Source organism: Mitsuokella sp. AF21-1AC, from assembly GCF_003458855.1.
In the GTDB taxonomy this organism is placed as follows: domain Bacteria; phylum Bacillota; class Negativicutes; order Selenomonadales; family Selenomonadaceae; genus Mitsuokella.
In genome coordinates, this window is the sequence record NZ_QRVW01000037.1 from 1 (window position 1) to 21,105 (window position 21,105).

Here is a 21,105-nt window from a genome sequence, read left to right on the forward strand (position 1 = left end):
TTGAACTGGGGGTTTTGTCATGCCTAATCGGCGCACAAAAAGTGGTTGCTGTATCAAGTATTTCCTTGATACCAGCAACCTTATCCATCATCCTGTATTTATTTTTCTTCCAATCCCAGCCCCGGAACGGCATTGAGATACAAATCGCTGAACTCCCCGTTCTTTGCCTGATAGTAGCCGCGGCAGGCAATCATCGCCGCATTGTCCGTGCAGAGGACGCGGCTCGGGTAGTGGAATTTCACGCCCGTGGCAGCTGCGCGCTCGCGCAGCCTTGCCTCAAGACCGCTGTTGGCCGCTACGCCGCCGGCCAGCACGAGCGTATCGCGGCCCGCCTCTTTCACGGCAGCAAAAGCCTTGCCGACGAGCACCTCAACGACTGAGTGCTGGAAGGACGCAGCGATATCCGCCTTGCGCAGCTCATGCCCCTTCATCTTCTCACTGTTGATGTAGTTGAGCACGGCCGACTTGAGGCCGCTGAAGCTGAATTCATAATTTCCCTTCTCCTCGAGAGCCCGCGGGAAATCGATGGCCAGCGGATCGCCTTCCTTGGCCAGGGCATCGATGCGCGGGCCGCCCGGATACGGCAGCCCCATGACGCGGGCAATCTTGTCAAAGGCCTCGCCGGCCGCATCGTCGCGCGTCTGCCCCATCAGATGGAAGCGGTTGTAGTCACGGACATCGACGAGCGCCGTATGACCGCCCGAAACGACGAGTGCCATGAACGGCGGCTCGAGTTCCGGCGAGGACAGGAAATTCGCGAAGATATGGCCTTCCAGATGATTGACGCCGATGAGCGGCTTGTCGAGGGCGAAGGCCAGGGACTTCGCCGCCGAAACACCGACGAGCAGCGCACCGACAAGCCCCGGGCCATACGTCACGGCCACCTGGTCGATATCCCGCAGCGTCACGCCCGCCTGCCGGATGGCCTCATCGATGACCGGCATGATGTTGACGATGTGCTTGCGCGAAGCAATTTCCGGCACGACGCCACCAAATTTCTGATGAATGGGAATCTGGGTCGAGATGATATTCGACAGGATGGTCCGCCCGCCGCGCAGCACGGCTGCCGACGTCTCATCGCAGCTCGACTCGATCCCTAAAGTCAGGATTTCCTTTTCCAAAATAATCTCTCCTCATCGCTGCACTCAGCCAGAACAGCGATCACAATTTCGTGTTCCACATGATGATGGCATCCTCGCCGTTGTCATGATAGTAGCCACGCCGCACGCCGGCCTCCTCAAAGCCGTACCTGGCATAGAGCGCACGGGCCGGCGCATTCGACGGGCGCACCTCGAGCGTCATGGCCGTAACACCGCGCGCCTTGACCGCCTCGATGACAGCCGCCATGAGCCGCGTGCCCACGCCCTGTCCGCGGTATGCGGGCAGGATGGCCACATTCGTGATCTGGGCTTCCTCGAAAGAAATCCAGCAGCCCGCATAGCCAATAACACGCTTCCCGTCGAGTGCCAGCGTATAGCTCGTGTTCTCATTGGCCGCTTCTCGCCAGAACGATTCACGCGACCACGGGATGGCAAAGCAGGCCTTCTCGACAAGCTCCACGGCATCGGCATCATCCGGTACCATCTCGCGGAAATGCAAGTCAAGCGGCACACTCATTTCGCCGCCTCCGGATGACGCTTCTCCCAGAGAACCTCCGCCTCACTGCGGCGGATGTACATGGGCTCCATATCCATGATGTTGTCGCGGCGGCCGGCGGCAAGCTCCGCCAGGCCCAGCGCCGCCACGCAGGCTGCGCGCGGCATGACGAGGTACGGCGGCGCAACGGTTACATCGGCTGGCAGCTCCATGCGCCCGCGGATGCGGCGGGCCGCCACGTCACCGAGCAGCACTGTCGGTTTTCCCGTCTCGCCGCAAGCCGCAACGATCTCCTTGACCGGCAGGACCGTGACGTCCTGCTTCGTGACGAGCTCGCCCTTCTCCCATTCGTAACTTTCAACATAGGCATTGCCCTTCTGGGCATCGAGCAGGCTGACGATGCGCACGCCCGGCACCGGATAATGGTACGCCAGTGCCTTGAGCGTTGAAACGCCGACAATCGGCAGATCGAGTCCATACGCCATGGCCTTGGCCGCTGCCAGGCCGATGCGCAGCCCCGTGAACGAGCCCGGACCGATGCTGACAGCCAGGCCCTCGAGCTCTTCCTTCTTGACCGAGGCCATCCTGAGCACCTGCTCGATATGCGGCATCAGTGTCTCGGAATGCGTCAGGCGTGCCTGCATCGTGAGTTCGGCCGACAGTTTATCAGCCGAAGCAACCGCCACACTCGACACCTGCGTCGCCGTATCAATGGCTAAGATAGACAAATGACTCCAACTCCTTTATGAACTCCTGATTGCGCTCTCCCACGCTGGCGAACGTGAAGCGGCGCTTTGTGCTTTCCGTCCCCATGCGCTCGATGCGCACCTCGACGTAATCCTCCGGCATGCACTGCGGGAATTTATCGGGCCATTCGATGACCACGATGCCCTCAGGATCTTCTGTATATTCGTAGAAACCGATGTCTTCCAGCTCATCCTCCGTCTCCAGACGGTAGAGGTCGAAATGGTAGATGGGGCAAATCCCTTCATATACATTCATGAGATTGAACGTCGGGCTTGTCACCTCGCCCTCAACCCCCAGCGTATGCGCAAGGCTCTGGACAAAGAGTGTCTTGCCGGCGCCAAGGTCGCCTTCGAGTCCCAGCACGGTCCCCTCCCTGATTTTCTGCCCGACCAGCTCGGCCAAATGGGCAGTCTCCTCGGGAGAATTCGTAGTACAGGTAAACATGTCGCTTATAATCTCTCCTATTTATTAAAGAACGAAACACCTCAATGATAAAAATCATTCGAATCTAATTTATCATTATATCACGACACAGGAAAGTAGCCTAGTCCCAATTGCCGTTCTCTCTAAATTAGATAATTATTATCCGTTAATAATTTATTTGATAAAATGTGTATCGTGTAGATTTAAAGAGAATAATGGAGTATTTTACATATAATCTTCTTAAATCACATTATACCGGTATTTCTATTTCCTCCGCTATGCCGTATAATCAAAGCATAGCAAGTGAGCAACACCAGATGAACAAAAAAGAATCTGGTACCCATTAACTAGTAATCATGTGTGTATCTATATTTTTAGGAGGTTTTTGATTATGAAAAAGTTTGTTTGCACGGTCTGCGGTTATGTTTATGAAGGCGAAGCAGCTCCGGCTGAGTGCCCGATTTGCCATGCACCGGCTTCCAAGTTCGTCGAGCAGAGCGGTGAGCTGACGTTTGCTGACGAGCATCGCGTCGGCGTTGCCAAGGACGTTGATCCGCGCATCATCGAGGGTCTCCGCCAGAACTTCACGGGCGAGTGCTCCGAAGTCGGCATGTACCTCGCTATGAGCCGTCAGGCAGACCGCGAAGGCTATCCGGAGATTGCTGAGGCTTACAAGCGCTATGCATTCGAAGAGGCTGAGCATGCTTCCAAGTTCGCAGAGCTCCTCGGCGAAGTTCTCACGGACAGCACGAAGAAGAACCTCACGATGCGTATCGATGCAGAGCACGGCGCTTGCGCTGGCAAGAAAGAGCTCGCAACGCTCGCAAAACAGCTTGGCCTCGATGCTGTTCATGACACGGTTCATGAGATGGCAAAGGACGAAGCTCGTCATGGCCGCGCATTCAAGGGCCTGTTCGACCGTTACTTCGGCAAATAATCCAACACAGGATACCAATCATCCAAAGACATACACATATCCCAGAAGAGGACGTCACGATGTGGCGTCCTCTTTTTTCATACCAAACGCCTGTTGTATAAAAATTCCTGTTTCCTGTATATAATGTATACTTCAAAAAACGGCCTGTCCCTATTGAAAAAACAGACAAAAAGTTTTATACTGACGTTGTCTTTAGGAATTGCAACGGAGCAAGCCGCAGGGGTTTGCTCCGTTTCGCCTATGACGAGAAGATTTTTTCAAGATTCATCTACAGGAAGGGTTGTGTTATGAGAAGCTTTATCCTCAACGAAAACGAAATGAACGAATTGGCCAGGAAGCAGCCGACACCATTCATGGTGCTCTCCCTCGACAAGGTCGAGGAGAATTACCGCTTCCTCTCCAGGCATCTGCCGAGGGCCAAGACCTGCTACGCCGTCAAGGCCAATCCGCACAGTGGCGTCTTGAAACGCCTCGCCGCTCTCGGCTCGCATTTCGATGTCGCCTCAGCTGGTGAAATGGAGATGCTTGAAACCGTTGGTGTCACGGGCGACCGCATGATATATGCGAACCCTGTGCGCGACCGCCGCGGACTCGAGACAGCCGCGCGCCTCGGCATCCGCCGCTTCACCTTCGACGATGCCAGTGAAATCCCGAAACTTGCAAAATTCGTTCCCGGTGCCGACGTACTCGTGCGCATCCAGGTTCACAACCAGAAAGCACTCGTGGACCTCAATACGAAATTCGGCGCACCCGTGCAGGAAGCCCTGCCTCTGCTGCAGGCGGCGGAGCGGGCCGGACTCCACGCAGCAGGCATATGCTTCCATGTGGGCAGCCAGTCTCTTTCGACGGCAGCCTACGAAGAAGCCCTGCTCGTTGCCCGGCGTCTTTTCGATGAGGCTGAAGCCCTCCATATGCATCTTACCGACCTTGATATCGGCGGGGGCTTCCCCATCCCGGCGGCAGACGGACTCTCCGTCAACCTCGCCGCGATGATGGAAGCCATCAACCGCCAGCTTGATCGCCTTTTCCCGGATACGCAAGTCTGGACGGAGCCAGGCCGTTATCTCTGCGGCACGGCCATGAACCTCGTCGCCTCGGTCATCGGCACGAAGCGGCGCGGACAGACGCCCTGGTACATCCTCGACGAAGGCATCTACGGCGTTTTCTCGGGCATCCTCTTCGATCACTGGACGTATCCCCTGCACTGCTTCGGACACGGGAAAAAAGTTCCCTCCATATTTGCGGGGCCGAGCTGCGATGGCATCGACGTGCTCTACCGCGATTTCCAGGCTCCAACGCTTGCGATTGGCGACAAAGTGCTCGTGAGCGACATGGGCGCCTATACGACGGTATCAGCCACACGCTTCAACGGCTTCGCGCTTGCCCCTGTCCTCGTCTATGAAGAGCAGGACGAACTCTTCACCGAGCACCAGCAGAGCGAATCTACGGGAGAAGAAAAACGTCTCGTCTCACTGTCTTGAGCCAGACCATTCGTCCATCAGAAAAGCCATAGACAAAATATGCTAAACGTGATACCGTAGTATCAAAAAAGAAAACCTCTGGAGAAGTGATCTCTGGAGGTTTCTTCTATCTAATATGCAGCAATTGACACTCCCCATGCCTGAAGGCAGGGGATTCTTGGTTCAACAATCACTGCGCCGCCTCCGAAGAATTGGCGTCTTACACGATTTCCCCAAGCGTGAGTTCCCGTGTGTCCCACGGTACGTTTTATTTCTGTTCACGCCGTTTTAGATTTGTCTTCCAACGCTTTGCGCAGGATATTCTTCGCAGCATTCACGTCTCTGTCGTGATGCGTTCCACACCCCGGGCAGTCCCATTCGCGGACACTCAAATTCTTTGTCAGCGGGTTCCGATAGCCACAGACAGAGCATGTCTGGCTCGACGGGTAAAAGGTATCCACTTTCAGCAGTTCACCGCCATGCAGTTCCGTCTTGTACGTGAGCTGACGGAAAATTTCGCTCCAGCTTGCATCGGAAATGGACTTTGCAAGTCTGTGATTTCGTAGCATCCCCTTGACATTCAGGTGTTCCACGGCAACCGTTTGGTTTTCACGGGCAAGCCGCGTGGACAACTTGTGCAGGAAGTCCCTGCGGATGTTTGCGATGCGCTCATGCACACGAGCAACACGAACACGTGCCTTGTCCCGGTTCATGGACTTCGGCAACTTGCGGGAAAGTCGGCGTTGTGCTCTGCGCAGCTTGCGCTGGAGCTTTTTCAGCGGGCGCGGGCTTTGTATCACGTTGCCGTCGCTATCCAAGCAGAACGCCTTTAATCCGACATCGATGCCAATCTGCTTTCCACCGTTCGGACGGAACAACATCGTTTTGTCTGTCTCGACACAAAGGGAAACGAAATATTTCCCAGACGCTGTGCGGCTGACCGTAGCGCTCTGGATCTTGCCCTCAAAAGCACGGCTCTGCTTGATTTTCACAAGGCCAATTTTCGGCAGCTTGATACGATTTTCCACGATGCGGATGCCGTTCGATTGGTTGCGCGTCCGGTAGGACTGGCTGTGATTATGCTTCGACTTGAAGCGCGGGTATCTTGCCCGCCTCTTAAAGAAGTTCTCATAGGCACGGTCAAGATTCCGCAGGGATTCCTGCAATGCCATGCTGTCCACTTCAGAAAGCCATGCAGTTTCCTCGCGTTTCTTGAGGTCGGTGAGCAACTTGCTTGTCTTGACGTAGGTCAGTGAATTGTGATTAGCCTTCCATTCGTCGCGCCTGACCGCGAGGAAGTGGTTGAACACGAAACGTGCGCAACCGAGCGTGCGGTTGATGAGACCTTCCTGCGTCTTGTTAGGATAGATGCGGAATTTATAGCCGAGCGTGTACGTTTCCATTTTCTCACTTCCTTTGCGATGTCTTTTGGCTTTCGATATACTGCTTGACGATTTCGAGCGGCGCACCGCCAATCGTTGAACAGAAATACGAATTTGTCCAAAGTGTCGGCAGTTTCGTTGTCAGCCAATGAAATTCCTGTCTTAGTACCCTCGACGTTTTGCCCTTGATTGTCTTCACCGCTTTGTGGATACCAAACTGTGGGTCAACTTCCAGCAGCAGGTGCACATGATCTGGCATGATTTCCATTTCAATGACGTCAAAGTTATTTTCGTCAGCAATGGAATGTATGAGCTCCTTCAATCTCACGTCCACGCCATTCACGAGCACTTTTCGACGATATTTAGGACAGAAAACAATGTGATACTTACAGGAATATACAATATTGTGGTTTGAATGATATACTCTGTTCATATTTGTATTATACTATATAATCTTAGCTAATACAATACTTAAAGTAATTGTCCGCCTTCAATTACTTACGTAAATTCGGCGGACGCGCCTTATATTCCCATAACTAAAGTTAGGGGGTTTACGGCGCTTTCTGATAAACTGAGGTGATGATTTGAAACACCGTTATCAATTTTATTGGATCTTGTGGGGATTGGGAGAACTTTCGGGACTTGGACAGTGGCTGCTCCTGCGCTGGGCACTGCCGATACCTGCCGGCTGGCTGCTGCTGATGATGCTCATGCTGCCCTTTGTCTACCTGGTGCCAAACATCCTCGCCCGCCATCTGCCGCTCGTTATGACGCGATTCTTAGCCAGGATTGGCGGCTATTGGTTCGTCTACGGCTATTATGCAACGATGCTGCTGGTGCCGGCGTTTATCGTCTGGCTCATCTGCCTGCTCCAGCCCTTCGGCCTCACCCTTGCCTGGTGGCATGACGTCTTCGCCGTTCTCTACGGGCGGGGCATGCTCTTGGTCATCCTGATGCTGCTCTTCATCGGCGCCCGGCGCGCACGTCATCCCATCGTGCGCAGCGTGCAGCTGACGACGACAAAGCCGATTGAACGCGATTTCTCCGTGGCCTTTGCGAGCGACATCCATCTGGGCGCTGTACTCGGTGCCCCGTTTGCGCGCAAACTGCGCGACGATCTCATGGCCCTGCAGCCGGATCTCGTACTGCTCGGCGGCGACCTCATCGACGGGAACCTCGAATACGTGCTCTGGGACAAGAGCTTTTCCGGCTTCGATGGCCTCAAGGCCCCGTGGGGCGTCTACGCCGTCTTCGGCAACCACGACACGTACGGGCTGGATCTCCGGAAAGAACAGCATCGCTTGTTTTCATACGGCATCCACTGCCTGCGCGGCCAGACGGCACGCCTGGCCGCCGGCGTCACACTGACGGGCATGGAAGACTATATGATCGCCCCGCATGCGGAATTCCCGCAGCTCGACGAAGAGGACTTCCACATCGTCATGGAACATGAACCCCTGCGCATCGAGCAGGCCGCCTCCCGCGGCGCCAGCCTCTATTTTGCCGGCCATACCCACGCCGGCCAGTTCTGGCCCAACCGCCTGGTCACCCGTCGCATCTTCGCGCTCGACTACGGAGCCGCCTTCTTCGGCTCTCTGCTGGCCATCGTCTCCAGCGGCTACGGCGCCTGGGGACAGCTCTTCCGCCTGGGCCCCGCCCCCGAAATCGTCCTGGCCTACGTGAAACGGCAAGCATAAACCTGAAAAACGCCATCGGAATCATTGCGTTCCGATGGCGTTTTCTGTTTGGTGCTATGTATGGACGTTGTCGCTTCTGCCTTGGATGCGGAGCAGTCGGCTATAGCGGCAATCAGGGATGGTGGGCGAGCTGCTGGCAGAGCGGCAGGAGTTCCTCGAGCTTGGCAACGATGCGGTGCTGCTCGGCAAGGGGAGGCAGTGGTATCATACATTGCTCAACTTTACTTTTATTTACAATTGGTATGGTTGTCATAGAAGAAACCTTCTTCAATTGTGAAATGAATATTATAGATTGACAAAACCAGTATAAATAGTTTGGGTAGATATAATAGCAAATCGAGTTTATTTGCTGATTCGTAGTGCCATCATGAGGTAAAATGGCTGATTTTCCTATATTACCAATACAATTAACAGCTATTGACCCTTTAGGAATAAATTTAGCCTTTTCCTTTCCCTTAGTTGATAAAAATTCTTTTGGAGTATTTAGATATTTATTATCTTGTATATCTACTGGTTTATAAAATGGGAACTCACCTCCATAATATAGCGGTTGACTTTTGCTAGGTGTACCACCTGTTACAATTGTAGCGATATCACCTAATCTAAGCCACTCCCAGCTATCGGGGATATCGAATAGCTTTTCGTCATCGGTGATGGCAGGCAGGGTCTTGGTTTTCTTGATTTTCTTCTCTTTGATGAGCCTTGCTTTCTCGGCGCGGATCTCGGCGAGCAGGTCTTTGGCAGTGCCCTCTTCCTTGCGCTGGGGCACGAGTTTGCCTTCGATAGCGTATTGGAGCAGGCTCTTTTTCATATCATTAGGGAAGTGTTGCTCGATGGCTTGCAGCTTGGTCTGGGCCTTGCCGTAGGCATCGATATCGGGCTGGAGTTCTTCAATCTTAGCAACAATTCTGCACTGCTCAGCAAGAGGAGGGATTGGCAATGCAATCTCTGAAAGTTTGTTATTTGAGATATGTACAATAATGTCTCCCGTGGCCATATTTCTTTTGCATGCGATACCATATGGAGAATTAATTACCATGGTAAGGTAAATAGGATTCATACCATGATATTCCCACTTTGTCATATCGCCTCCCATAGCAATTTCTTCTTCACCTTCATAAACGACAGCAAGAGCAATATCCCATTTGTTTTCACCAGTCAGGGCCATTAATATATCGTTTTTATGAACTTTTTTGCTCTTATTGAATACTTCTTCTGATGTATGGGACATCACAGCAGAAAATCGTGTACGATATGTAGTGTAAAGTTCTCCGTAACGCACACATGGTTTTCCTTCATCAGTCGTTTCGCTTCGCTTAATCCCTGAACCACGTACTAATGCCCCTATATCTCCTAATCTCACCCACTCCCAGCTATCCGGAATATCAAATGGCTTTTCGTCATCCGTTATCTCTGGCAATGGCTTGCTTTTCTTGATTTTCTTTTCTTTGACGAGCCTTGCCTTTTCGGCGCGAATCTCGGCGAGCAGCTCTTTGGCTGTGCCCTCTTCTTTGCGCTGTGGCACGAGCTTGCCTTCGATGGCGCGCTGGAGGATGCTGTTTTTGAGGTCTTGTGCGTTCATGCGTTTTCCTCCAGTTTGGCGATGATGCGGGCAAGGATTTTATCGATATCGTCGTTGAGGGATTTGCGCTGTTCCTGATACTTCTGGATGAGCTCCATGGGCTCGAGGATCTCTTCTTCTTCGTGCGGGAAGCCGCAGAGGTCGAGATTGTAACCACCTGCAGCGATCTCGTCTATGGTGTAGCACTTGGCTTTGGGGAAGTCCCCCTCGAGGATTTCCTGACGGTCTGACCACCACGCTTTGACGGGGTCGAAGTGCTCGAGGCGCATGGGCTTTGTCTTGCTGAAGTGCTTGTAGTCCTCTGGCATGTCGAGGCGGTAGAACCAGGTCTTCTCAGTCGGGTGTGTGCGGTCGAAGAAGAGGATGTTCGTCGTGATGCTCGTATAGGGCGCGAAGACGCTGCCGGGCAGCCTTATGATGGTGTGCAGGTCGCACTCGGCCATGAGCTTCTTCTTGATGTTGACTTTCGTGTTGTCAGTGCCGAAGAGGAAGCCGTCGGGCAGGACGACGGCGGCGCGGCCCCCCTGCTTGAGCCGGTAGAGGATGACGCTCATGAAGAGGTCGGCCGTCTCGCTGTCAGCGAGGTCGTCGGGGAAGTGGCTCATGACGTCTTTCTTCTCGCTGCCGCCGTACGGCGGATTCATGAGAATCTTGTCGAACTTGTCTTTCTCCGTGTAGTCGAGGACGTCGTGAAGCAGGCTGTTGCCGTGGTCGATGTCGGGGTTGTCGACGCCGTGCAGCAGCAGGTTGGTGATGGCGAGCATGTAGGGGAACTGCTTCTTCTCGATGCCGTAAACGGAGTGGTTCCAGAGGGCGCGGTCGTCGGGCGCCGCGATCTGCTTCTCGAGTTCGCGCAGCCAGCTAACGAGGAAGCCGCCGGTGCCGCAGGCGAAGTCTCAAAGGTGTCTGTATTTGATACAATCGAACGATAGCAGGGATTTTGAACACCCCCGTGCGCATAGGCAGGTTCACTCTTTTCCTTACAAATCTGCGCCATCATGGTATACTGGAACAAAAGGAATCTACAACAAGGAGCTGATATCATGGGCTTAGATGACGCGGATATTCTGGATACCATTTATCACAAAGCGGAAGCCAGACTGCGCGCCCAGTTAAAAGCAATATAAAAAAGTCAGGGCAGCTGCCATTCAGTTGGCAAACTGCCCTGACTTTTTTATGCTCTGATTTCCGTCCCGTCCTTGAAGGTCACCCGGATATCATCTTTGCTGTACACTGTGATGAAATCCACCAGGCTGCCCCACAGCCTGGCATCGAACTCCTTGATGAGATCCTGATCCCGAAGCTCCCCTTTACCGCTAATTTTGATACAAAATAACGATGCACCCCCTATACTCGATTAACGATGAACCCCCTTGCACCCCCCTGCCTATCGTTAAACGAGTATGCCTCTGAAGCCGTACGGGACAAGGCTTTGAGAAAAAGAGAAGGGGGGTGCATTTGCACCCCCTCGGTGGGGATTTTGCACCCCCCTTCTTATTGACTCACGAATTTATAATGTTCCAATTTGCCGATTTGTAAGACTATCATTTTTTCCGCATAGAAGCCTTTTCTTCCCTACACGTCATACTTGAAAAACATTGTTTCCGTCAGGAATTTCTCGGCTTCCTTGACCAATTTTGTGGCATCCGTTCCGTCTTCCAGCATGATTTTTTCTGGTAAACACGGTTCATCCATTTTAATTTTATGCTTGGCCTTCTCGGTGCTGAAATAATTCTGCTCGGCGGCAAAGGTCGGCACAGGCTGGAGCAGGCAGCTGTTCCATGTCTCCACAACGGCGGCTGCGGAAATGCCGCGGGGATTTATTTTTTCATAGGCGGAGAAATCCGACATTTGGGCAGGGCCACTGGCATGGTAGATGCGGACAACTTTACGCAGCAATTCCCTCTCCTTGTCCGAAAGGGGCTTCAAGTTCTGCATGGTGGCAATATTATCCTTTACCTGCTCCGGATTCGACATGCCGGAGATCACGGCAAGTACGCCCTCAAGCTCTCCCGCGAAACGCATAGCCCAGGAGGCGATGGATGCCTCGGGCTGCGCCCCCTTCAGGAGTTTTTCGGCCTCTTTCGGTGCCTTTGCCAAAAGACCGCCCTTTACCGGCTCCATGATGAGGACCTGGCGTCCGTGCTTCCGAATGGTTTCATAGCACTTCCGTGCCTGGATGAAGCTGGCCTCCCAATCGAAATAATTCACCACGATCTGAACCGCTTCCACCTCTGGGTGTTCTGACAGGATTTTGTCCAGCACATCGGCGGAGTCGTGGAAGGAAAATGCGATATGGCGGATTTTTCCCTCCTTCTTCCACTCCTGCAAGTGCTCGAACATACGGCAGGACTTGACTTCCCTCTCATAGCGGATAAGGTTCAGGTTATGCAGCAGGAAGTAGTCAAAATAATCCACGCCGCAATTCTCCAACTGATGCCGGAAAATATCCACTACCTGCTGCTCCTCCTTGATGATGAAGGTGGGTAGTTTCGAGGCCAGGAGGAAGCTGTCCCTGGGCTTGCGCTTTACAAGACACTCCTTGATGGCGTTCTCGCTCTTTCCGTCGTGATAGACAAAGCTCGTGTCAAAATAGTTGAAACCTGCCGCCATATACTCGTCCACCATTTTCTTGACCAGCCCATGGTCAATGTCACCCGTATCGCCGGATTTCAGCGGCAATCGCATCCAACCAAAGCCAAGATTTCCCTTTGCCATGTTCCTCTGCCTCCTATCGCTTTGTATTGCTGCTTCCATGATAAAATCCCAACCCCGGTCTGTCAATCCTCGAATTCAAACTGCGCCGCCGCGAAGGTGGAACGGTCGAAATACTCCGTGCCGGTCTTGTCGATGTAATCCATGTGGTAAGGATGTTTCATATAAACATCGAAATCTGCCTTGCTCCGAAAATCCACGGTCATAACAATCTGGTTCAGTGTGCCAGCCCAGCCAGTGCTGAAACCGATTTTCAAATCCACGATGCCGGGAATTTGCTCTTTCATGGCCTTCATATCGGCCAGTTCCTTCTGCTTGATGTCCTCACTGATATCATCTTTGAAGGTTCCGATGAAGATATGCCGTATCATGTTATCTCTCCTTATGCTCCCAGTCCGCCGTCCACGCCATAGATGGAGCCAGTGACAAACCTCGCTTCCTCTGAGCCGAGGAAGGCCGCAACCGCTGCCACATCTTCCGGCTTGCCAAAATGTCCTTGGGGTATCATGGCGGTGACTTTCTCAATATGCTCCTGGATGTCGCCGTCCGAGAGGTCGGTCTTTCCGTAGATGGGCGTTTCAATGGAGCCGATACTGAGGGCATTCACTCGCACCCCGTCTTTGGCCAGTTCCTTGGCCCAGATCTTTGTGAAGATTTCCACTGCCGCTTTTGTCCCGGCATACATGGACATATTCAGCAGATGATTCTCGCATACGGCACTGGACATATTAATGATATTGCCCCGGCTTTCCTTCAAGAGCGGGAGGACATGGATGGTCATATTGACCAGGGCGCGGACATTGATGGAAAATACCTTGTCGTATTCCTCCATCTTCACGGTGGCCAGGGGAGTCACTGGGGCCCAGCCCGCATTGTTGACCAAAATATCCAGTCTGCCATAGCGGCTCTTTATCTCCGCAGTTACTTTGTCAAGGGTTTCGTCCTTGGTGATATCCCCCGCCATATATGCCATTTTGCTATCAAAGGCAGCCGACTCCTTGAGCTCCTCTTCGTCAAGGCCCACAAGGAAAACCTTCGCCCCCTCTGAGGCAAACCGCCGGGCAACGCCGCGGCCAATGCCGGTTCCGCCGCCGGTGACCAATACTACTTTATCTTCAAATCCCTTCACGTTGCATGCTCCTCTCTAAATTTCATCATTGCAAATTGATTCTCTGCAGCCAGGCATCCACCAGAGGATGGAAATCTCCCATATTCTCAGGCTTGTCCACCGTGGTGCTGACCTGATAGCAGTTGTATATGCCCAACCCCTCCAGGATTTTGGAATCAGGGCACAGACCTTTAATATCCGCTATGTGCAGACCGCTTGTCCCGTGGGTCATAAAGGGCGCGATAGTCTTGACTGTGAGATTGTTTTGATGCAGGAATGTTCTCACGGGATTTGCAATGGTGCCCCACCAGCAAGGGGAGCCCACATAAATCCTGCCATAGCCCCTCAAATCCGGCACGCTGACAGCAAGTTCCGGCTCATAAGCCTTTCCTTCCTTGCCAGCCTGGTTGACACAGGCACGGTAATCCCTCGGATAAGGAACCTTGACTTTCAACTCCAGCAATTCCGCCCCTGTTTTCTGACCGATGTATTCGGCCACGGCCTTGGTGTTGCCACCCCATGAATAAAATACCACCAAATCCTTTGACATTCTATCGCCTCCCATCTTAGTAAAGTACTTGATATTCCTGCCGCTCCTCATACATCTTCCAATATTCTTTGGCAATCCTGGCCGGGTCATACCGCGCATCTCCGGGAGTTATCACACCGCTGACGAGGACGCTTCCCACAAAGATTCCCCTTGGCTCCAGCTCATGGTGGAGCACGATGTTCATGGCATTCAGGGCTGCCTTGTCAATGCAGAGTGGTTTAAGGGAAAGGATTGGCTGGAAAGTCTTGGCAAAGCCGCCTCCGGTGAAGATGATGGCACCTTTTTTCTCCGCAAATTCTGCTGTTGCCACCACCATTGCCGAATGATATGCGCTGGCAGCGTCCACCTGATACCTTTCCATCAGCATCTGGCTGGTGATTTCCCTGCTGCCGTCCGGCACTGTGATTCCCACATTGTAGACCAACGCATCAGGGGTTCCGTATTCCATTGCTGTCTCCTGGATTGCTTTCGTCAAAGTCTCCGGGTAAAAGGCGTCAGCCACTTTGAAGTCCGCTTCGAACCCCTGCTGACGAAGTTCATTCACATAGTCTCTCAGCCGCTCCTCATTCCTCGCTACCAAGACCACACGGAAACCGTGGGAGGCAAATTCCCTTGCCACGGCATTTCCAAGGCCCCTGCCTGCACCGATCAGAATCATTGTTCTGTCCATCTTATTCTCCACTTCCTTTGTTCTTGATGATTACAGTATAGCAGCCGGGAACATTGACGGGAAGTGGGAAATAAGTTAATATGGCATCAACTTAGACTTAATGCAAAAGAGGGTGCTACAATTGATTGCTTCAATTTACATGACATTCCTTGCCGTGGCAGAGACAGGCAGTTTCTCCAAGGCTGCAGGAAAACTTTTTGTCTCCCCGGTTGCGGTGATGAATCAGATGAATGAGCTGGAAGGCGAAGTCAAAGCTGTGCTCTTTGTGCGAACAAACCGTGGGGTATCTCTGACCCGTGCCGGACAAATGCTGCAAACCAAACTTCTCGCCATAAAAAAACAAACTGACCAAGCAATGGCAGAAGTAAGAGCCATTTCTGCCAAGGACAAGGTGCGGATTCGGGTAGGAGCCTCTATGATGCGTCCTGCAACTTTATTGACAGCTTTATGGCAGGATTCGGAATTGCTACAAAGAAATTTCTCCCTACAGATCATTCCTTTCGATGATAATCAATTCAATGCGAAGTGGCTGTCCTCTGTCCTGGGTACAGAGTTCGACTGCATAACCTCCCCCTACGATGTGAAGGAATGGTACAAAAATTTCTGTGTATTTAAGTTAGGGGAAGAAAAATTCAAACTAGCGGTTCCCTTTTCCCATCCTTTGAGCCAGAAGGAAATCCTGACACTTGCCGACCTTTCCCACCTCACCATCCTAACCCCTCCAAGGGAATCACCTGCGGTGGACAAACTCTGCAAATTCATAGAGAAAACTTATCCAAACATTCGTACGGAACCTCTGGCAGCTTTCTATACGGCGAACACCTTTATGGAACATCCGCATGATATTTTGCTTACAAGAGAGAGTTTCAAAATCATGTCATCTGCCTTTCGCACCATCGATGTGGAGTGGGATTTTTCTTCGCCCACGGGAATCATATTTGCGTTAAAACCGTTGCCTCAAGCAGCAGGATTTATTTCCATATTGAAGCAAGTGCTGAAAATTTCACCATGACTGCAAAATGAATGTAGTGAATTACTTTTCCTAAATTTAAGATTGGATAGATAGAAAATATCATTGGATTGCACAGTCAATATGACATCCCCGTCCTATCCCGGAACACCACCATCATGCTACCGTCCACTCCCACCGTCGGCCATGCGCTCGCCGAGGTGCGGCTCGATGCGGTCGGCCATGAAGTCGGTGACGGCGCGCGGTGTGTAGAATTCACCAGCGCGGCCTGCCGACTGCAGCTCTTTGAGGATGGTCTCGTAGATGTCGCCGAGGGCGTGCATGTTGTCGTAGCTCTCGAGATTGATATCGTCGATGACGTTGATGACCTGGCGCAGCAGGACGCCGTCCTTCATGTACTGGTTCGTCTCCTCAAACATCGTCTTGACGATGCGCTTCTTCTTGGGCATGTCGGGCGTAATGGAGAGGTTCTTGAGCACGGTGAAGAGGTCGTTGACGAAATCGAGGAGCTCCTCGCCCGTATAGGCCGTGCCCGTGCCGTCGTCGTGGGCCCAGTTCTGCCAGCGGTAGGGCTCGGGGATGATGGACCTATAGTCGTCTTCATCCATCTCCCAGTCCTCTTCCTTGGTATCGTAGACCTTGAGGAAAAGTGCCCAGATGATCTGCTCGATGCGCTGGGCGTCGCCGTTGATGCCGGGATCGTTGCGCATGATGTCTTGGAGCCGTTTTACGAGTCCGCCTAGATTTGTTGCCATATTGTCTTAACCTGCCTTGTATAGTTCTTGTTCGAGGGCGCGCACGGCTTCTTCGTAGCCTTTCTTGCCATTGAAGAGCTTGCCGATGTGCCCGGGTGTGCCGAATTTCTGGAAGTCCTTCATGCGCAGCACGTCGGCCTTCTCGATGTTCTTGATGCCGAGGTCCTTGTAGCTCTCGAGCAACGTCTCGAGGACGGCGCGCGCGGCGCCGCTGTAGCAGCTCAGGAAGTCGCGCCTCCGGACGCTCTCGGCGCGCTCGCGGCGCGTCAGGGGCTTCTGGTCGTAGGCGACGTGACAGATGAAGTCGAAGTCGTCGACATCGTCCATCTTCATCGCGTGCTTGAGCTTGTCGAGGTCGATGCCGCGCTTCGCGAGGGCATCGGCGATGGCCTGCTTCTTCTCGGCGGCGTTCCACTCGTGGATGAAAGCATGGAGGTCGCCAAACTGGCCGAGGATATTCTCCTTGGTGTAGTCGATGATGTTCTCCTGTTTCAAGAGCTTGCCACCTGCGTCGTAGACGGCGATCGTCTCCTGCACAGTGTAGACCTTGCAGCCATCGGCGCGCACGAAGGGCTTGACGGCGGGCTCGCCGCTGCCTCCCCCGCCGCCTTTTCCTCTGCCGCCAGTCGACTTGCCATCTTCTCCCTCGCCCGACTCGAAGCCGGGGTCCTCGATGATGGAGCCATCCCAGTCGGGGTCGGCGAAGAGACGCGTGACGCCGCGGAAATCCATAATGACAAAGCTGCGTTTGCCCTCGTCGTAGCGCAGGCGCGTGCCGCGGCCGATGATCTGCTTGAACATGGTCATCGAGGTGATATTCTCGTCTAGTACGATAAGTTTGACCATTTTGCTGTCAACACCAGTTGAGAGCAATTTGGAAGTCGTTGCAATGACAGGCGTTGGCGAAGCGACGGAAATGAAGTAGCCGAGCTGACTCTTGCCGTAAGGGTCGCTGCCTGTGATGCGCACGACGTAGTTGGGGTATTTCTTCATCATGTCGGCGTTCTGCTGGGCGAGCGCGTGGCGCATGCGCTCCGCGGCGGCCTCATCGGCACAGAAGACGATGGTCTTGGCCATGCGGTCGGTGTGGCGCAGGTAGTAGGTGATGCGCGCAGCGACTTCGCGAATGCGGTCCTCAATGACGATATGATAGTCGTAGTCGGTGTTGTTGTAGATGCGGTCCTCGATCTCGTTGCCGAAGAAGTCGAGCTGACCTTTGCGCGGTCGCCAGCCCTCGCCGATGTTAGTCTGCACGTTAATGACACGGAATGGCGCGAGGAACCCATCGTCGATGCCCTGTCGCAGGCTGTAGGTGTAGACTGGCTCGCCGAAGTAGTTGATGTTCGAGACATAGGCCGTTTCTTTCGGCGTAGCCGTCATGCCAATCTGAATAGCTGACTGGAAGTATTCAAGAACCTTGCGCCATCGGCTGTCGGCCTTCGCAGAGCCGCGGTGGCACTCATCGATGACGATGAGGTCAAAGAAATCCGGACGGAAGAGCTCGCGGAAGCGCTCCTCGTCGTTCTCGCCGAAAAGCTGATGATAAAGCGAGAAATAGACTTCGTACGACGTGATCGTCTTGGGGTCGTCGGCCGTGTAGTTGACCTTGTGAATGACATTCGCGAGCGGCCGGAAATCCTGCTGAATGGACTGGTCGACGAGGATATTGCGGTCGGCGAGGTATAGGATTTTATTCCCGAGCCCCGTCTTGCGCAGCCGGTAGATGATCTGGAAGGCCGTGTACGTCTTGCCCGTGCCCGTCGCCATGACAAGCAGTAGGCGAGTCTTGCCGCGCGCGATTGCGTCGAGCGTGCGGTCGACGGCTACGCGCTGATAGTAGCGCGGTGCAAACGTTCCCTCCGATACATAGAAGGGCTGCTCGATGACCTTGACCTGCTCCTCCGTCAGCTGGCCTTCCTCCTTGAGCCGCGCGACAAGCTCGGCAGGCGTCGGGAACGCATCGAGTGAAAGCTCGTGCTCGATACCCGTCAGAAAATCGTACTCAACAAAGCCGTCGCCATTCGAGCTGTAGGCAAACGGGAGGTCCATCATCTGGGCATACGTTTTGGCCTGCTGCATGCCAAACGAAATCGTATGGTTATTGTCCTTCGCCTCGACGACAGCCAGCGGATGTCCCGACTCCGTATAAAGCACGTAGTCGGCGAACTTCGGCCGCTCGCGCACCTCCATATTCCCCTTGATATTGACCCGCCCCGCCGTGATCGGCAGCTCCATGCGAATATCCGACGCTGGCCAGACCCGCTCCAACGCCGGCGTGATGTAGCGATGCTTGATATCTTCCTCCGATAAGAGAGACTTGTCCGTTTCCATGTGATCACCACCAAACCATTCGTAATTCCTTAGATTATTATACCATCATCAGGGAATCTGCTGTAGTAGTCGGACACATCTTATTCATCAGTTGGACTGTAACATCTCTCGCAATAGCGACTGAGTTACAAGACAAGCGCGGCAAAGTGTGTTAGAATACCATCCAGGAGAGTTTTCGTCGCTAACGATGAAATCGAAAAGACGCTCCGGTTGAGCAGAACCGGGGCGTCTTTTGGTTATTGATAAAAATTTTCAATTTTATATTTGATATTCATTCTCAAGTATGCTATATATGCTATATTATGTACAGGCTTTCGTTAGCAGCTTCTTTCAAGAAGCGCAAAGCTCTCCTAAGATATAATACACAGCAAAAATCCCGGCGTACTGCTCATGCGCCGGGATTTTTGTGCCTGCTTCTCCTTCACAGCAGATACCGTATCGGCGTCTGACATCCTTTTGGGAAGAAGTGCGCGACGTTTTTCAAGCGGTATCTCTGGCGGATGGGCTCGTCGGCAATCCGACCTACAAATTCGTAGCATTCCCTGGCCCATGCTCCATCTTCTTCCCGCTGCATAAATGTCGCCCCGCCGGGGAACCAGTCGGCGACCTGATAGACTTCGCGGACAATGCCCTGATAGACAGCCAGCACATAGTCGGCCTGCCGCGCACGCTCCACATCGACGCGCCAGAACCCGCGCGTCATCTCGTAGAGTTCCAGCGGCGACAGTGCGTCGCTGTAGGTAGCACTAATCCGGATCATCATGAGCTTATCCACGATGTCCTCTTCCCACAGGAATGTAGAATGATACTGTGCTTCCAGCTGCTCGACCGTGATGCGGCCATATCGCCTCGACTCAAAGCCGCGGACTTCATTGGTGAGATGGTCGATGCCGAGCAGGTCGATGGCAGCAGCCTCCACTTTCAGGGCCGTTTCTTCGTCGAGGCCATAGACGAGGATCTCGATGAGCGGCTCCTTGCCATGACGCAGGAGATGACGAATTTTCGCTGCCTTCGGCGTATCCGCCGTATCCTTCAGGTGGTCAAAGACGCGATTGCCCCTGCCCTTCCCCACATAGAACGGCTCCCTCGTGTCCGGATCAGAATAGACATACACATACGATGCCAACGCCTTGATTGTCCTCGGTGAAAATCTTGTCAGCATGTAATCTCTCCTATTTGATATTCTGCCAGCTCGACTAGATTCCCGTCTCACTTTCATCACTCTCCCGCATTTATTCCGTGAACCGGTAGCTGTCATCAATCCATTTCATGATGGCCGCATCGGTTTGGGTGTCGTCCAGTACGACGGAAATCCATGTCTTGTGGTTCATGTGGTAGGCGGGATAGACGCCGGGCAGCTGGTGGAGGGCGTCGCCGTGCTCGGGCTGGATCTTCAGATTGATGACGTCGACGAGAGCAGGATTGCCGTCCTTGTCGAGCACGGCGCGCTTCACGCGCATAATCAGGGCGAACCACTTGCGGTTGGACGCATGGCGGAACACGCCGTACGCCTGATAGCGCGCTTCTTTCTCCCAAGGGAAGTCCGGCTCAACCCGAAAACGCTCAAGGATGTACCGTGTCAGACGGTTGGCCTGGTCGGACGCGAACAGCACCTCCTGACAGCAGGCCGCCGCAATCTCCTCCAGAAGCCGCTCATAAGCCGCGCGGACCGTATTGACATACGCACCTGTGGCATTTTTCTGTCTCAACTGGTAGTAATCATCCTGGGTGGTCGTGTCAATCACGCGTCCCGCAACCTTCCCCTTCTCCGTCACAGACAGAACTGCCTTGAAATCTCCATCCAGGAAGCTTCGCTCGAGCACGTAGCCATCCCCAGATTGGCAAAAGCCAAAAGCGAGCATTTTTTCCAGTACCCACCGCTTCCGCGCAAAAACATGTTCTTCGATTGTTTCCATGATGATTCCTCCCCTTTGACGAAATCTCACAACAATAGAATTCGGTGCGTTGCTGCAAAGTCCTGCCAGACATACGCTGCAATAGTCGGGCTAAGCCCCTCTGGGGCGCTTTTACAATGGCAACTGAGTCACAAGACAAGCGCGGCAACTTGTGCTAGGATACAATGCAGGAGAATTTTCGTCGCTAACGATGAAATCAAAACCACCAGTTAAACTGGTGGTTTACTCTGGCCCTATAAGGGCCAATTACCTGTGGTAGCACCTTA

The 21,105-nt window shown here is 53.3% G+C and carries 20 protein-coding genes and 1 pseudogene; 4 read left to right on the forward strand and 17 right to left on the reverse strand.

The window, feature by feature from the left end; all coding sequences use genetic code 11:
- Positions 1 to 98: 98 nt before the first annotated feature.
- From tsaD to tsaE, 4 genes are read right to left on the reverse strand one after another with little or no spacing between them, the layout of a single operon-like run.
- Entirely contained in the window at positions 99 to 1,121 is a 1,023-nt protein-coding gene (gene tsaD, locus DWX75_RS10920) for a tRNA (adenosine(37)-N6)-threonylcarbamoyltransferase complex transferase subunit TsaD (protein ID WP_118016347.1), read from the reverse strand.
- Between the two features lie 40 nt (positions 1,122 to 1,161).
- Entirely contained in the window at positions 1,162 to 1,617 is a 456-nt protein-coding gene (gene rimI / locus DWX75_RS10925; RefSeq protein WP_118016348.1) for a ribosomal protein S18-alanine N-acetyltransferase, read from the reverse strand.
- A complete protein-coding gene (gene tsaB / locus DWX75_RS10930) occupies positions 1,614 to 2,324 on the reverse strand; it encodes a tRNA (adenosine(37)-N6)-threonylcarbamoyltransferase complex dimerization subunit type 1 TsaB (RefSeq protein WP_118016349.1) in 711 nt (236 codons plus the stop codon). The genes rimI and tsaB overlap by 4 nt, the downstream gene beginning before the upstream one ends.
- Complete coding sequence (gene tsaE, locus DWX75_RS10935) at positions 2,305 to 2,787, reverse strand: tRNA (adenosine(37)-N6)-threonylcarbamoyltransferase complex ATPase subunit type 1 TsaE (protein ID WP_118016350.1); 483 nt, start codon at positions 2,785 to 2,787, stop codon at positions 2,305 to 2,307. The genes tsaB and tsaE overlap by 20 nt, the downstream gene beginning before the upstream one ends.
- A gap of 370 nt (positions 2,788 to 3,157) precedes the next feature.
- Between tsaE and DWX75_RS10940 the strand changes: the two genes are divergently transcribed.
- Positions 3,158 to 3,703: an NADH peroxidase gene (locus tag DWX75_RS10940; RefSeq protein WP_118016351.1), complete on the forward strand. Its 546-nt coding sequence runs from the start codon at positions 3,158 to 3,160 to the stop codon at positions 3,701 to 3,703.
- A gap of 287 nt (positions 3,704 to 3,990) precedes the next feature.
- On the forward strand, positions 3,991 to 5,184 hold the full coding sequence (locus DWX75_RS10945; RefSeq protein WP_118016352.1) for a type III PLP-dependent enzyme: 1,194 nt from the start codon (positions 3,991 to 3,993) through the stop codon (positions 5,182 to 5,184).
- Positions 5,185 to 5,441: 257 nt separating this feature from the next.
- Here the strand turns inward: DWX75_RS10945 and tnpB are convergent, their stop codons facing one another.
- Together tnpB and tnpA are read right to left on the reverse strand one after the other, a co-directional pair.
- A complete protein-coding gene (tnpB, locus tag DWX75_RS10950; RefSeq protein ID WP_118016353.1) occupies positions 5,442 to 6,566 on the reverse strand; it encodes an IS200/IS605 family element RNA-guided endonuclease TnpB in 1,125 nt (374 codons plus the stop codon).
- 4 nt (positions 6,567 to 6,570) lie between these two features.
- Positions 6,571 to 6,978, reverse strand: a complete 408-nt coding sequence (tnpA, locus tag DWX75_RS10955) for an IS200/IS605 family transposase (RefSeq protein WP_118016354.1) — start codon at positions 6,976 to 6,978, stop codon at positions 6,571 to 6,573.
- 151 nt (positions 6,979 to 7,129) lie between these two features.
- Between tnpA and DWX75_RS10960 the strand changes: the two genes are divergently transcribed.
- Positions 7,130 to 8,242 carry a metallophosphoesterase gene (locus tag DWX75_RS10960; RefSeq protein WP_199497606.1) on the forward strand — a complete coding sequence of 371 codons (1,113 nt, stop codon included), beginning with the start codon at positions 7,130 to 7,132 and terminating at the stop codon, positions 8,240 to 8,242.
- Between the two features lie 112 nt (positions 8,243 to 8,354).
- On the opposite strand, the gene DWX75_RS10965 is transcribed toward DWX75_RS10960, so the two are convergent.
- The 7 genes and pseudogenes from DWX75_RS10965 to DWX75_RS10995 all read right to left on the reverse strand — a co-directional run bounded on the left by DWX75_RS10965 (position 8,355) and on the right by DWX75_RS10995 (position 14,867).
- Positions 8,355 to 9,824 (reverse strand): restriction endonuclease subunit S, encoded by a 1,470-nt coding sequence (locus DWX75_RS10965; RefSeq protein ID WP_118016356.1) that lies wholly within the window; start codon positions 9,822 to 9,824, stop codon positions 8,355 to 8,357.
- Positions 9,821 to 10,708 (reverse strand): annotated as a pseudogene (locus DWX75_RS10970) (class I SAM-dependent DNA methyltransferase); the annotation flags it as partial. The gene DWX75_RS10965 and the pseudogene DWX75_RS10970, both read right to left, overlap by 4 nt.
- Positions 10,709 to 11,399: 691 nt before the next feature.
- Positions 11,400 to 12,581: an aldo/keto reductase gene (locus DWX75_RS10975; protein ID WP_147671602.1), complete on the reverse strand. Its 1,182-nt coding sequence runs from the start codon at positions 12,579 to 12,581 to the stop codon at positions 11,400 to 11,402.
- A gap of 23 nt (positions 12,582 to 12,604) precedes the next feature.
- Positions 12,605 to 12,910 carry a Dabb family protein gene (locus DWX75_RS10980; RefSeq protein WP_118016358.1) on the reverse strand — a complete coding sequence of 102 codons (306 nt, stop codon included), beginning with the start codon at positions 12,908 to 12,910 and terminating at the stop codon, positions 12,605 to 12,607.
- 11 nt (positions 12,911 to 12,921) lie between these two features.
- Positions 12,922 to 13,668, reverse strand: a complete 747-nt coding sequence (locus DWX75_RS10985) for an SDR family NAD(P)-dependent oxidoreductase (protein ID WP_118016359.1) — start codon at positions 13,666 to 13,668, stop codon at positions 12,922 to 12,924.
- 25 nt (positions 13,669 to 13,693) lie between these two features.
- On the reverse strand, positions 13,694 to 14,197 hold the full coding sequence (locus tag DWX75_RS10990; RefSeq protein ID WP_158558799.1) for a flavodoxin: 504 nt from the start codon (positions 14,195 to 14,197) through the stop codon (positions 13,694 to 13,696).
- 16 nt (positions 14,198 to 14,213) lie between these two features.
- Positions 14,214 to 14,867, reverse strand: coding sequence for an SDR family NAD(P)-dependent oxidoreductase (locus DWX75_RS10995; RefSeq protein WP_118016361.1), 654 nt, complete (start codon positions 14,865 to 14,867; stop codon positions 14,214 to 14,216).
- Between the two features lie 121 nt (positions 14,868 to 14,988).
- Here DWX75_RS10995 and DWX75_RS11000 point away from each other — a divergent pair, with 121 nt between their 5' ends.
- Positions 14,989 to 15,879: a LysR family transcriptional regulator gene (locus DWX75_RS11000; RefSeq protein ID WP_158558800.1), complete on the forward strand. Its 891-nt coding sequence runs from the start codon at positions 14,989 to 14,991 to the stop codon at positions 15,877 to 15,879.
- 119 nt (positions 15,880 to 15,998) lie between these two features.
- On the opposite strand, the gene DWX75_RS11005 is transcribed toward DWX75_RS11000, so the two are convergent.
- The 4 genes from DWX75_RS11005 to DWX75_RS11020 form a co-directional block, all read right to left on the reverse strand.
- Positions 15,999 to 16,592, reverse strand: a complete 594-nt coding sequence (locus tag DWX75_RS11005) for a type I restriction-modification system subunit M N-terminal domain-containing protein (RefSeq protein ID WP_233519584.1) — start codon at positions 16,590 to 16,592, stop codon at positions 15,999 to 16,001.
- Between the two features lie 6 nt (positions 16,593 to 16,598).
- Positions 16,599 to 18,923, reverse strand: coding sequence for an EcoAI/FtnUII family type I restriction enzme subunit R (gene hsdR, locus DWX75_RS11010; RefSeq protein ID WP_118016363.1), 2,325 nt, complete (start codon positions 18,921 to 18,923; stop codon positions 16,599 to 16,601).
- Positions 18,924 to 19,344: 421 nt separating this feature from the next.
- Positions 19,345 to 20,085 carry a hypothetical protein gene (locus tag DWX75_RS11015; protein WP_118016364.1) on the reverse strand — a complete coding sequence of 247 codons (741 nt, stop codon included), beginning with the start codon at positions 20,083 to 20,085 and terminating at the stop codon, positions 19,345 to 19,347.
- A gap of 70 nt (positions 20,086 to 20,155) precedes the next feature.
- Complete coding sequence (locus DWX75_RS11020; protein ID WP_118016365.1) at positions 20,156 to 20,839, reverse strand: MmcQ/YjbR family DNA-binding protein; 684 nt, start codon at positions 20,837 to 20,839, stop codon at positions 20,156 to 20,158.
- Between the last annotated feature and the right edge of the window lie 266 nt (positions 20,840 to 21,105).